At 72.8% G+C, this 12890-nt stretch carries 10 protein-coding genes; 4 read left to right on the top strand and 6 right to left on the bottom strand.

The window, feature by feature from the left end:
- Nucleotides 1-122 precede the first annotated feature (122 nt).
- Nucleotides 123-1511 (top strand): allophanate hydrolase-related protein, encoded by a 1389-nt coding sequence (locus FCN18_RS31765; protein ID WP_228714233.1) that lies wholly within the window; start codon nt 123-125, stop codon nt 1509-1511.
- Here FCN18_RS31765 and FCN18_RS31770 read toward each other — a convergent pair.
- The 3 genes from FCN18_RS31770 to FCN18_RS31780 form a co-directional block, all read right to left on the bottom strand.
- Nucleotides 1477-2535, bottom strand: a complete 1059-nt coding sequence (locus tag FCN18_RS31770; protein WP_112267189.1) for a quinone-dependent dihydroorotate dehydrogenase — start codon at nt 2533-2535, stop codon at nt 1477-1479. The two genes, FCN18_RS31765 and FCN18_RS31770, sit on opposite strands and share 35 nt — an antisense overlap.
- Nucleotides 2536-3111: 576 nt before the next feature.
- Nucleotides 3112-3915, bottom strand: coding sequence for an Fpg/Nei family DNA glycosylase (locus tag FCN18_RS31775; RefSeq protein WP_112267187.1), 804 nt, complete (start codon nt 3913-3915; stop codon nt 3112-3114).
- 1 nt (nt 3916) lies between these two features.
- Nucleotides 3917-4822 carry a ParA family protein gene (locus tag FCN18_RS31780; protein ID WP_112267185.1) on the bottom strand — a complete coding sequence of 302 codons (906 nt, stop codon included), beginning with the start codon at nt 4820-4822 and terminating at the stop codon, nt 3917-3919.
- 83 nt (nt 4823-4905) lie between these two features.
- Between FCN18_RS31780 and FCN18_RS31785 the strand changes: the two genes are divergently transcribed.
- From FCN18_RS31785 to FCN18_RS31795, 3 genes are all read left to right on the top strand, one after another.
- A complete protein-coding gene (locus FCN18_RS31785) occupies nt 4906-5667 on the top strand; it encodes a class I SAM-dependent methyltransferase (RefSeq protein ID WP_112267183.1) in 762 nt (253 codons plus the stop codon).
- A gap of 106 nt (nt 5668-5773) precedes the next feature.
- Nucleotides 5774-7015: a DNA polymerase IV gene (locus FCN18_RS31790; RefSeq protein WP_112267182.1), complete on the top strand. Its 1242-nt coding sequence runs from the start codon at nt 5774-5776 to the stop codon at nt 7013-7015.
- A gap of 209 nt (nt 7016-7224) precedes the next feature.
- Nucleotides 7225-7629, top strand: a complete 405-nt coding sequence (locus tag FCN18_RS31795; RefSeq protein WP_112267180.1) for a DUF3040 domain-containing protein — start codon at nt 7225-7227, stop codon at nt 7627-7629.
- A 157-nt stretch (nt 7630-7786) separates the two neighbouring features.
- Here FCN18_RS31795 and FCN18_RS31800 read toward each other — a convergent pair whose 3' ends face one another.
- The 3 genes from FCN18_RS31800 to FCN18_RS31810 all read right to left on the bottom strand — a co-directional run bounded on the left by FCN18_RS31800 (nt 7787) and on the right by FCN18_RS31810 (nt 12705).
- Complete coding sequence (locus tag FCN18_RS31800; RefSeq protein ID WP_137096807.1) at nt 7787-10285, bottom strand: transglutaminase family protein; 2499 nt, start codon at nt 10283-10285, stop codon at nt 7787-7789.
- Nucleotides 10282-11514, bottom strand: coding sequence for a DUF58 domain-containing protein (locus FCN18_RS31805; RefSeq protein ID WP_228714235.1), 1233 nt, complete (start codon nt 11512-11514; stop codon nt 10282-10284). The genes FCN18_RS31800 and FCN18_RS31805 overlap by 4 nt, the downstream gene beginning before the upstream one ends.
- Nucleotides 11515-11634: 120 nt before the next feature.
- Entirely contained in the window at nt 11635-12705 is a 1071-nt protein-coding gene (locus FCN18_RS31810) for an AAA family ATPase (RefSeq protein WP_112267176.1), read from the bottom strand.
- Nucleotides 12706-12890 lie beyond the last annotated feature (185 nt).

Genomic DNA, 12890 nt, shown 5'->3' on the forward strand with positions numbered 1-12890 from the left:
ATGGCGGAGGCGTAACCACGGGAAATAGTCGGGTAACGCCGCCGACACGATTCCGGAAACGCCTCTTCCTAGCCTCGGACGGTAACCGCACCGAGAACGGCCCGGATTGATTTCATCCGGACGTGGGTAATCGTGGTTGCCTGGGCGTCGGCGGAAAGGACAGCGGCGTGAACCCGTTTCTCACCGAGGAAGAGACCGTGTCGTTTCCGCCGGTCAGTTCCTATCAGCGGGCCATCGCGGCCTTCGAGGCACTCGCCCGTTCCGGCGGTTCCGCGCCGTGGCTGAGCGTCCGTTCCCGGGAGGACGTTCTCGTCGACGCGAAAGCCGTGGACGAACGCCTGCGTGCCGGTGAGTCGCCGGCCCTGGCGGGTGTTCTCGTGGGCATCGGCGACGATCCCGTGCTCGCCCAGCGGCTCGCGCGGGCCGGGGCGGTGGTGCTCGGTACCGCCGACCCGGTGGGAGTCTCCGCCGCGCCCGCGCTCGACGTGCTGGACGCGGCCCTCTGCACCGGGCTGCCCGCCGACTGCCGTGGCCTGGTGGCCCTGCGCCCCACGCGGGGCCTCGTGCCTGGGCACTCGGGGCTGACCGTGCTGGCCCGTGACGTCGAGCGGGGCCAGCTCGTGCTCGCGGCGCTGACCGGGCCAGACGAGAGCGACCCGGCGAGCCGGGAGTGGCCCGCCTCGGTGCGGCTGAGCGCGGGGGAGCACCCGCGCATCGCGGTGCCCTCCCGCGCCGATCTCGCCGCGCTGTCCACGGTGGATCGCTCCTCGTTCGCGGTCACCGTCGACACTCTGCGTGCCGCGGGAGCCGTCGTGGAGGAGATCCCGCTCGCCGAGCGAGCGCGGGAGTGGGCCGAGCGTCCCGCCACGATCCTGCGCGGCCACGATGCCCTGTGCCTGCCCACCACCGGCACCACGCCGTCACCCGCCGAGCTCACGAGCATCCTCGACACGGCGGCCGTGGGGTTCCCCGACGGGCGCGCGGGCGGCGCCGTCGTGGTCACCAGGGCGTTCGACGACCAGGTGGGCATCGACGTGGTCGGCCTGCTCAGCGGCATCCAGGCCGACACGCCGTACCCGTCGACGGGGATCGGGCTGATCGTGTTCGGCGCCTACCTGCGCGGCCAGCCGCGCAACGGCGAGCTCACCGGCGTGGGCGCGCGGTTCACCGGGTTCGTCGAGACGGCGCCGCGCTATCGCATGGTCGCGTTGCCGGGCACGCCGCCGCAGCCGGGCGTCCTGCGCGCGGAGCGGGACGGCGCGGCCCTGCTCGCCGAGCGGTGGCTGATCTCCCCCGCCGGGCTCGGAGAGTTCCTCGCCGGGCTGCCCGCGCCGCTGACGCTCGGCAGCGTGGAACTCGAGGACGGGGCGCACGCGGTCGCGGTGTTGTGTGACGCGGTCGCCGCCGCGGAAGGCACCGACATCACGTCGTACCGCTGCTGGCGCGCCTACCTGCGCTATCTGAGCACACAGCGGCCTACCGTGCCGGCTCCCCGGCCAGCGTCCGGTTGATCCGCCGGACCAGCCCGGGGCCGTGCAGCGCGAACGCCGTGTAGACCTGCACGAGGCTCGCGCCCGCGTCGAGCATGCGCCGCGCGTCCTCCGGCCCGGAGATCCCGCCGACCCCGATCACGGGCAGCCGGTCGCCCGTCTCCTCGCGCACGAAGCGCACGACCTCCCTGGCTCGCTCGGCGAGCGGCCGGCCCGACAGCCCGCCCGCCTCCTCGGCCACGCGCGCGTCGGCGGGGGCGAGGCCCTCCCGGCCGAGCGTGGTGTTGGTGGCGATGATCCCGGCGACGTCGTGCTCGAGGCACACCTCCAGTAGCTCGGCCAGCGCCTCGTGGGTGAGGTCGGGGGCGACCTTCACCAGCAGCGGGGCCGCGGTCGTGCCCGCCTCCTCGGCGAGTGTCGCCGCCGTGCCCCTCAGCTCGGCGAGCAGCTCGGCGAGCGCCGAACGGTCCTGCAGCTCCCGCAGCCCCGGAGTGTTCGGCGAGCTGACGTTGATGGCGACGTAGTCGGCGTAGGGGTGCAGCGCCCGCAGGGACGCCCGGTAGTCCTCGACGGCGTCCTCCAGCGGGGTCACCTTGGACTTGCCGATGCTGATGCCCAGCGGGACGCGGGGCTTGCCGCCCTCGGCGAGTCTCCGTGCCAGCGCCTCGGCGCCTGCGTTGTTGAAGCCCATCCGGTTGATCACGGCGTCGCTGGCGGCGAGGGTGAACAGCCGGGGCTTGGGGTTGCCGGGCTGGGCGAGCCGCGTGACGGTGCCGACCTCGACGAAGCCGAATCCGAGCGCCGGCCAGGCGTGCAGCGCGCGGCCGTCCTTGTCCATCCCGGCGGCGAGGCCGACCCGGTTGGGGAAGCGGATCCCGAACACGGTCACGGGGGCGTCGACGGCGTACACGCGGTGCAGGGCGGCCAGCGCGGGCCGCACGGCGCCGAGCCTGCCCAGCGCGCGCACCGTGCGCTCGTGCACGACCTCGGGATCGGACTTGGCGAGCCGGTAGAGCGCCGGCCGCGCGATCTTGTCGAAGAGCACGCGACCATGCTGCCTGATCGCGCTGCGGGGCCGGACAGGCCCCGGAGAGTGAGCCGCAAGTGAAAGAGCCCCCTGCGCGACTCCCGAACGTCGTCAGCCGTTCGGGCCCGGGTCGGACCGGAACCCGGAAGCGACAGGGGGCCGGTGACTGCCTGGTATTCACTGCCAGGCACACGTACTTCGGGCGGGCACCGCGCTCGCGGTCAGCCTGCCCAGGTGGTCCGTGTGCTGCCCGTCAGCGGACAGCCACCTCACGAGTCCTGTAGCTATTCAACTTCGGACCACCTCCTTTCTCGTGTGCCGCAACGCTAAGCGAGGCAACCCTTGCCCGGCAACAGGTTTTCCCGTGTCGCACGCGACGCCGTCGATCGCGGCCGGTAGCGCGTCCGTGCGGGTATCCTGGAGGAACGCCGCCCGCAGGCCCAGCGTCGTGGCCACCGAGAGGTACTCCCCGTTCAGCGTGTGTCCGGTGCGGACGTTCGGCGTGGGACACGCCACGAGTGCGATGGGAGCGAGGTCGGCGCGCCGCCGGTCAAGGCCGTGGGGCCGGCAGCTCGAGGTCGGCACGACGCCGGGCTAACGCGCGGGGGCGGGTCCGCGCTGGCAGTTCGGGCAGTACCACGTCGGCCTGCCCTGCACGCCCGCTCCCTGCGTGGCGACGCGAACCCGGCCGCCACAGCGAAAACAGCCCTGCCGGGTGCGCTCGTACACCCAGTTGCGCCTGCCGCGCGCTGTCTCGCCGGTGGTGCTCTGGTCGTAGCGCCAGGCGTTGGCACGCAACAGTTTCCGCGCCAGCGCCACCGTCTCGGCGGGGTCGACCTCGGAAACGGGCGTCCACGGTGTGACGCCGAGCAGGAAGCAGATCTCGCACTTGTACAGATTGCCGACCCCGGCCATCACCCGCTGGTCCAGCAGCGCGAGCCCGAGCTCCAGCTCGGGCCGGGAAGCCAGTGTCCGCGCGGCGATCGCCGCGTGCTCGTCCGTCCACTCCGGATCGAGCAGGTCCGGTCCGAGATGTCCCACGAGCCGCCGTTCCTCGTCTGTCGGCAGCAGTACGAGGTCGTGCACGCGGAAGCCGACCGCCTCGGTGGTCTCGGTGGTCAGCACCACGCGCGCGTGGTGCGCGGGCATGTTCCACCGCGCGCCGCGCGCGAACACCCGCCACGAGCCGTCCATCTTGAGGTGGCTGTGCAGGCTCAGCTCTCCGGAGAAGCGGAGGAACAGGTGCTTGCCGACGGTGCGCACGCCGAGCACGTCGTGTCCGGAGAGGTCCGTGGTCGCCAGTGCGGGATGCCGGAAGTCGGTGCGCGTGAGCCGTTGCCCGGCGAGTGCCCGTTCGAGCTTCTTCCCGGTGAGGAAGACGGTGTCGCCCTCGGGCATCTCAGCCGATCTCGCGCTCGGCGAGCTCGCGCAGCACGGGGAACTGCGAGGTGGTCTCGTTCTGCGAGGGCTCGGCGGGAGTTGAGGCGGGCTCGGGCTCCTCGTCGGCCAGCCGGTGCCTGCCCGCGCGGCTCGACCGCAGGATCTTGGCGAGCACCATGTTGAACGTCAGCGCGATCTCCTGCGCGCCCGGCGACTTCCACTCGTGGATCGGCACGCATGCGCCCTGCGCCTGCTGGATCGCCAGCCGGTCGGGGATCGCCGTCGGCATCACGAGCCTGCCGAACGACTCGCGCAGCTCCTGCACGCGGTACTGGTGCTCGTAGGAGCGCACCCGCAGGCGGTTCACCAGTACGCCCGCGGGCCGCAGCCGGGGGTTGTGCTCCGCGCGGATCGCCTCGATGGCCTCCAGCGCCCGTTCAGCGCCCGAGACGGCGTACATCGTGGGCTCGGTGACCAGCAGCGCGCTGTCCGCGGCCATGAGCGCCGAGCGGGTCAGCCTGCCCAGCGAGGGCGGGCAGTCCAGGATCGCCAGTTGGTACGGGTCGCCCGGCGGCGACGCGGTCAGCTCGTCGAGCGCACGGGCGAGGTTGTCCATCCGGCGGCTGTCCGGGCCGGGCTCGTTGAGCAGCTCCAGGTCCTCGGAGCTGACGAGGACGTCGAGCTCGTCGCTCCAGCCGCTCGGCGCAAGGGCCTGCCTGATCACCGCGAGCCGGGGGGTCTCCAGCACATCGGTGAGCGTCGCCTCGGTCATCGGCGGGTCCAGCGTCGCGGTGGCGTTGCCCTGTGGGTCGAGGTCCGCCACGAGCGCCCTCGCTCCCCTGCGGAGCGCAGCCGAGGCAATACCCAGCGCAACCGTCGTTTTGCCGACGCCTCCCTTGAGGCTCAGTACGGCCACCGTGTGCACGCCTGCGAGCGTAGTCGTATCCGGAGCGCGATCGTGGCCGGTCGAGGTGAGTGCGCCCGAGCGGCCCAACTACGCTGCCGACCATGCGAACGGAGACGTCGGCCGGGCACACCTCAGCTGCGGTCCGGAAGGTGCTGGAGGCGGAGCTGCGCGCGGCGCGTGACCGGGGCGCTGCCGAGCCGCGCGTGATCGACGTGGGCGGAGGCAGCGGGGTCTGGGCGGTCCCGTTCGCGTACGAGGGCTGCCTCGTGACCGTCGTGGAGCCCAACCCGAACGCGCTGGCCACGCTGGAACGCAGGGCCGCCGAGGTGGGCGTGTCCGACCGGATCACGGTGGTGGCCGACGACTCGGACGCGCTCGGCGCCCGCGTGCCCGCCGGTTCCGCGGATCTCGTGCTCGCGCACGGGCTGCTCGAGGTGGTCGACGACCCGGCGGTGACGATCTCGGCGCTCGCCGCGGTGGTGGCGCCGGGCGGGGCGGTCTCGGTGCTGGTCGCCAACCGGCACGCCGCCGCGCTGCACCGCGCGCTGGCGGGCAGGCTCGCCGAGGCCCGCAAGCTGCTGACCGACCCCGACGGCGTGCTCACCGACGACGCGGAGACCCTGCTGCGCCGGTTCGACACGACCGGGTTGGAGGCCCTGCTCGCGGGTGCCGGCCTCGAGGTCGCCCAGTTGCAGGGCGACGGCGTGGTGTCCGACGTGGTGCACAGCCTCTCCGCCGAGCCGGTGAACGCGGTCGCGTCGTGGGAACAGGACGTGGCGGACTTCGAGGCCCTCGCCGCTGGCACGCCGCCGCTGCGCGACATCGCGAGCAGGTTGCACGCGCTGGCGCGGCGCCCCGCCTAGGTTCCCGGCGATTCCGTCGCGCCGCGTCCACGCCGATCTCCGCTCGCGACGGCGGAGGATCGTGGGACACGACCTGAATGTCGGTGGGTCCGGCTAGCCTGCCCGCATGGGACGAAACGCGGCGCTGCCCGCGGGGTTCGAGCGGTTCCGCGCCACGGGGGAGACCACACCGGACGACACCGGCTGCGGTGTGCTGCATGTCGACATGGACGCCTTCTTCGCGGCCGTCGAGCTGCGGAGCAGGCCGGAGCTGGCCGAACGGCCGGTGATCGTCGCGGGCGCGGGCCCGCGCTCGGTGGTGCTGTCGGCGAACTACCCGGCGCGCCGCTACGGCGTGCGCTCCGCGATGCCGGTGGGCGCGGCGCGGCGGCTGTGCCCGCAGGCGGTGTGGATCCCGCCGAGCCGGGGCGCCTACAGCGAGGTCTCCCGCGGTGTCATGGCGATCTTCCGGGAGCTGACGCCGCTCGTGGAGCCGCTGAGCCTGGACGAGGCGTTCCTGGACGTGAGCGGGGCGCTGCGGCGGCTCGCGACCACCCCGGCGGGAATCGGGGCGCTCATCCGCGAACGGGTGGCCGCCGAGCACGGGATCACGTGCTCGGTCGGGGTCGCGCGGGCCAAGTTCGTCGCCAAGCTCGCCTCCGGCATGGCCAAGCCCGACGGGATGCTCGTGGTGCCCGCGGCCCAGACGCTGGACTTCCTGCACCCGCTGCCGGTGTCGGCGTTGTGGGGCGTGGGCAAGAAGACCGAGGAGAACCTGCGCAGACACGGGTTGGACACGATCGCCGACGTCGCGAAGGCCCCGCTCGACCGCCTGCGGCGCAGCCTCGGCTCCGCGCTCGGTGAGCACCTCCACGCGCTCGCCAACGGCCGGGACGACCGGGCCGTCGTGCCGGAGTCCGAGGAGAAGTCGATCGGCGCCGAGCACACCTTCGACACCGACCAGCACGACAGCGCGCTGCTCAACCGGGAGCTGCTGCGGTTGTCCGAGCGGGTCGCGGCCACGCTCAGGGCGAAGGGCGTGCGCGGGCGCACCGTGTCGATCAAGGTCCGGTTCGCCGACTTCAGGACGATCACCAGGGCGCGGACGCTGCTCTCGGCAACCGACGTCGCCCGCGAGATCCACGCCACGGCGGCCGCGCTGCTGGCCGAGGCGTCGTCGGGCGCGGCGGTGCGGCTCATCGGCGTGCGCGTCGAGGGGCTCGCCGCGGAGGGCGCGGGGGAGCAGCTGAGCCTCGAGGCACCCGCCCCGCGCTGGCGGGAGGCGGAAATCGCCGCCGACGTCGCCCGGTCCAAGTTCGGCGCGGGGGCCATCCGGCCTGCGTCGCTGTTGTCACCCGAAGAGGGGTGACCTTCGTCGCCTTCACCCGGGTGGATGGCCCCAGCCGGGCTTTTGGTGCAAATCTCTCCATGGTTGATGCGAGATCGGGTAGTCGTCGGAGCGCGGGGCTCGTATCCTGGTGGGGACACCCCGAACGGGGGGTCGTTGGGTCCACGACGTTGCGAAGGTCCGGCGCCCACCAGTGGGGTCGGAGACAACGCTGTGCCGGAGGAGGAAAGATGCCACTCTCCGAGCATGAGCAGCGGCTGCTCGATCAGATCGAGCGCGAGCTCTATGCCGAGGACCCCAAGTTCGCATCCACGGTACGTGGCGCCAAGATGCGTCGCCCCACGCGCCGCAGGCGCATCCAGGGCATCGCCCTGTTCGCGGTGGGCGTCGCGCTGCTGGTGCTCGGCGTCGTGGTGCCCTTCCGGGTCGCCGAGATTCCGTTGATCAGCGTGCTCGGGTTCCTCGTGATGTTCTTTGGGGTTCTGCTTGCCGTCACTGCCATGCGAGCCCGGGGGGAGCCGGGTGAGAAGGACGCCAAGAGCGCGGGCGGCGGGGGTGGCGGCAAACCGACGCGCCGCAGCTCCTTCACCCAGCGCATGGAAGAACGCTTCCGGCAGCGTTTCGAGGACCGTTAGCTCCGCTCGCACAGCGTTGACGTAAGCAGGGTGCCGCGCTCGCGGCACCCTGCTTACGCGTGTACGCACCCACTCGCTCCGTGCCCGCTCCATGCCCACAGGCCCCCAAGGCCACCTTTGTTGCGTTCAACGCAACAAAGGTGGCCTTGGGGGACAGTCAGCCGTGCGTCAGCGGGGGGGTGCCGCGGCGGAAGAGCGAGCGGGGGAAGAGCCTGCCCCGCCACGACATCGGCGCCGTGCGGTGCAGGCCCTCGCGCAGGCTCTGGAACGCGCGCGCGAACTCCGGATCGTTCTCGCCGGCGGCCGGGCTGTACCAGGACCGCTCCACGACGCCCACCACCGTCCGCAGGTCGTTCTTGCCCCGCTCGTCGAGATGGTGTCGCTGCGCCACCTTCTGCGCCGCCAGGCGCACCGTGTCGCTCTTCGGGATCTCGATGCCCCGGTCGGCGCACTCGTCGAGCAGTTCGTCCCACGCCGCGTTCGCCGCGGTCGGTTCCCTGGCCTCGATCGTCTGCAGGCGCCGTCTGCGCCGGAGTTCCCGCAGCAGCGACGGCGTGAGCCCCAGACCCGCCAGCACGAGCAGGGTGAGCCCCGCCGCCCAGTGCCACTGCCACGCGAGCAGCAGCAGGGACAACAGCCAGAACGCGCCCGCGACGGGGGCGAGCCAGCCCGGCACCGGCTTGCCCGCCGGCGCGTGCCGTCCACCCGTCATCCGCCTGCCGAGCACCAGCACCGCGGCCGTCAGCAGCATTGCCAGCACCACCGACACGAGCGTGCCCCAGCCCGACCACGACGGCGCCGCGTAGAACGGCTTCTCGGTCTGGCCCTCGCCGCCCTGCGCCTGCGGCTCCGGCAGCTGGTTCTGCGGGGCCTGCTGGCTCGACTGGGCGGTCGGCACGTCGTCCTGCGCCGACGGGGTCGGTTCGCTCTGGGTGTCCTCGGGCGCCAGGTACGGCGGGACGTAGCCGCGGCCGTCCGACAGCGGTGTCGGGTCGAAGCTGACCCAGCCACGGTCGCCGAAGTAGACCTCCACCCACGCGTGCGCGTCCTGTGAGGTGATCGTGCGTCCGTTGTCCGTCGGGTAGCCGGTGGTGAACCCGATCGCCACGCGCGACGGGATCCCGATCGCCCGCAGCATCACGGCCATCGACGACGCGTACTGCTCGCAGAAGCCGCGCTTGCCGTTGAGCACGAAGTCGGCGAGCGCGTCGGGATCGCTCACCGGCGCCGTCTGCGTGTCGTAGACGAAGCCGTTCTCGGCGCTGAAGTAGCGCCAGATCGCCTCGGCCTTGTCGAAGTTGTTGGTGGCGTTGGCGGTGAGCTGCTGGGCGAGCTCGGTGACGCGCGGGTCGACCTCGTCCGCGGTGGTGTAGACCGGTGGCAGCTCCTCGGTCTGCGGATCGGTGACCCGCAGCTCCGCCTTGGACGGCTCCTCGAGCGACGCGATCTCGACGTACGGCGCCGGCCGTTGCCTGCGCTCGCGGAAGATCGTGCCGCTCGTGCGGTCGTAGTACCAGCCCTCGGAGATGTTGCGCAGCCCGCGTGGCGCGCCGTAGGTCGGCAGCCACAGGTCGAACCAGTTCACCGGCTCGATCCGGATCTCCCGGCTCTCGCCGGTGCCGTCGTCGCCGGGGGCCGCGGGCAGCGGGCCGTTCGCGGGCACACCCGGCGGCATCGGGCCGTCGGGCAGGCCCCAGCCCTGACCGGGCCGGTACGTGTCGAGCGTGAACGCCCGCAGCAGCCGCCGGTCGTCGCCGAGGCCCCGCACGCGGAACAGCTCGACGTTGGAACCCTGGTCGAGCATCCCGCGCAGCGACGTGAACGGGTTGACGCCCAGCCCGCCTGGCACGTTCTGGCCGCCGGAGGACGAGCCCGGAAGGCTGCCCTGAGTGCCGATGGCGGTGACGGTGGAGCCGGCCACGAGCCCCACGACGAGCGACGCGGCCACAACGGCGACCGGCGCGGAGGCGGAACCGGGGGAGGCGCCGAGCCCCGGTGTGGTGCGGTTGCGCCAGGTGCGGTGCCGGTGGCTGCCGTCGGCGGCGAGCAGCGCGGCGAAGGCGGCGGCGCCGAACGCGAACGTCCACCACGGCAGCAGGTCGCCGGCCAGCGCCGAGGGCACCGCGTAGACGCAGAGCAGGATCAGCCCGGTCGCGGCCGGCGCCGAGGCCGACACCGCCAGCGTGTCGACCAGGATCGCCACGAGCCCGATCGCGATCGTGACCAGGCAGAGGATCGGCGTGGTCGCCTCCACGGGCGGCAGGCCGGTGCGGATCTGTTCGAACGCCGCGACCAGCACGTCGTTCAGCTCGACGAGTGCCGTGGGCCCCGGGATGATCGCCAGCAGCCCGGTGCGGGTGAACACGCCGGTGACGAGGAACAGCAGCACCAGCAGCTGCGCGATGCCGACGAGCGGCGCAGGGGCGCGCAGGGTCCGCAGCGCCAGTCCGGTGCACGCGACGAGCAGCGTCACGACGATGAGGTAGCCCAGCCACGAAAGGCCCTGGATCACGCCCGTGAGCGAGGTCGCCGCGCTGACCGTGGCCAGCCCCGCCAGCGCGGGGGTGAGCACCGTGTGCGCCGACAGCGACTGCTGCGGCTCCGACGGCGGTGTGGGCGGCGGGGCGTGCGGCCGGGGCGGGGCGGTCGCTGTCATGCGGGGCCGCCGATCAGGGACGCGCCGGGGGAGACGGTCCGGCAGAGCTCCGACCACACCTGCGGCATGGACGTGCGGGGCGTCGCGATCACCACGCCCCAGCCCGCGGCCCGCAGCAGCGCGGCCGACTCGTCCGTGGCCGCGGCCCGGTGCTCGGGAGCGCTCACCCCGCTCGTCCACGCGGGAGTGTCGAGCAGCACGGCGAGGCTGCGGGTGCCGCGCGGCCGGTACTTCGTGAGCTCGTGCACCGAGTCGTTGCTGATGGTGCCCAGCACGGCGATGAGCTCCTGCCCTTGTGCCGGGTCGAAGCCCGTGGTCAGGTCGCGCTCGTGCGCGGGCTGCAGTGCCGCGAGCGCGTCGAGCACGACGTTGTCGTGGTTCGGCCCGCCGCCGCCAGGGGTGTCGGCGAGCATGCGGCCGTGCTCGCTCACCAGCCGGACGCGGTGCCCGGCGCGGCCGAGGTGCAGGCACGCGCTCGCCGCGAACTCCACCGCCCACTCCAGGCTCGCGGCCGGCCCGGTGCCGTGGTGGGCCGCCGCCCGGTGGTCGAGCAGCACCGTCGTGCCGCCGCGCCACGGCCGCTCCTCGACCCGCACCATCATCTCGTCGCGCCGGGCGGTCGAACGCCAGTGGACCTTGCGCAGGTCGTCACCCTGCCGGTAGTGCCGCACGATCACGTCGGTCTCGCCCTGGCCGGCGTGGAGCCGGATGCTGCCGTCGTCGCCGGAGCCGATCCCCGCGCCGATCGGGAGCCCCCACAGCCGCACCACCCTGGGCACGACGATGAGCCGCGAGTGCGAGATCAGCTCGCGCTCGAACTCGCAGAGCCCGAACGGGTCGGTGATCGTCGCCCGCAACGGGCCGATCTGCTGGACTCCGCGCAGCGCGGGCTGCACCGGGTAACGCAGCGCCACGGACCGGTGCTGGGGCAGGCGCTCGACCACGAACCGGGGCCGCGCGCCGAGCGCGTACGGGATGCCGTCCTCGAGCAGCACGTCGCCAGCGGGCAGGTGCCCGCTGCGCCAGATGTCGAGCTGCACCTCGCCGTGCCCGCCGACGGGAACGCGCTCGGGCAGCAGCGTGCGCGACGCGCCGATCCGCACCTTCGACGCGGAGGCCAGCAGCGCCACGAACAGGGGAAGCGCGATCACGAACACGGCGACCCGCAGCAGGTCGCGCTCGTTGAGCACGGCCGAGCACACGGCGGCCGCGACCCCGGCGGCCAGCAGACACCGGCCCCTCGTGGTGAGGCCGGAGAGCGTGCGCCAGGGGGCCTGTCGCTTCGGCGTGCGCGACCGCTGAGGATCGTCGGGAGATGACCTGGTCACGGTGTTCGTCCGGGTTCTGGGCTAGCGGTGGCCCAGCCCGTTGCCGCCGTGCGGGACGGGTACCCGGTGCAGGACGCCCCGGATCACGTCGGTCGCGGAGCGGCGTGCGGCGTGGGCCTCCGTGGTGAGTACGAGCCGGTGGGCGAGCACCGGGATGGCGACCGCGTGCAGGTCGTCCGGCACCACGTACTCGCGGCCGGACAGCGCGGCCTGCGCGCGGGCGGCGCGGACGAGCTGCAGTGTCGCGCGCGGCGACGCGCCGAGCCGCAGCTCCGGCACCTGGCGCGTGGCGGCGGCCAGCTCGACGGCGTACTGCCGCACCTCGGGCGCGATGTGCATCTTCCGCACCGTCTCGATGAGGCGGTGCACGGTCGCGCCGTCGGACACCGGCTCAAGCTGGTCGAGCGGGTTCTGGCCGGCGTGCTCGTCGACCATCGCGAGCTCGGCCTTGGGGTCGGGGTAGCCGATCGAGACGCGGGCGGTGAACCGGTCGCGCTGCGCCTCGGGCAGGGCGTAGGTGCCCTCCATCTCGATCGGGTTCTGGGTGGCGATCACCATGAACGGCTCATCGAGGTGGTAGGTGGTGGTGTCCACCGTGACCTGCCGCTCCTCCATGCACTCCAGCAGGGCCGACTGCGTCTTCGGCGAGGCGCGGTTGATCTCGTCGCCCACCACGATGTTGGCGAACACCGGGCCGGGCCGGAACTCGAAGTCGGCGGCCTGCCGGTTGTAGATCGAGACGCCGGTGATGTCGCTGGGCAGCAGGTCCGGCGTGAACTGGACGCGGCTCACCGTGCAGTCGATCGAGCGGGCCAGCGCCTTGGCGAGCGAGGTTTTTCCGACGCCCGGCACGTCCTCGACCAGCAGGTGCCCCTCCGCGAGCAGCGTCACCAACGCGATGCGGACGACCTCGGGCTTGCCGACGAGCACCCGCTCGACGTTGGCCGCGATGCGCCGGACGGTCTCGTGCAGCTCATCGAGCCCGGCCGGCCCCTGCCCGTTGACATGCAAGCCGTCTGGGTACCGCACGTGTTCGGTGGTCTGCTCGCCGTTCAGCTCGGCGGTGGCGGCAGACTGCGCTCTCGACGTCACACGACCTCCTGTGCCAATACCCTCGCGCGCGCCACGAACGTGTGGTCATCATTCGTGGGACTGGGCGTTGTTCTCGCCCTCGACAAGCCTCCCACGAAGTGTGTCAAACGCGGGCGAACTCCATGATTCAACCCTGCGGTCACGCATGGTCACCAGCGCCGTTGGCCCGATCAGGTGAGCAGGGC

The sequence above is a fragment of the Prauserella endophytica genome, from assembly GCF_005146945.1.
In the GTDB taxonomy this organism is placed as follows: Bacteria; Actinomycetota; Actinomycetes; order Mycobacteriales; family Pseudonocardiaceae; genus Prauserella_A; species Prauserella_A endophytica.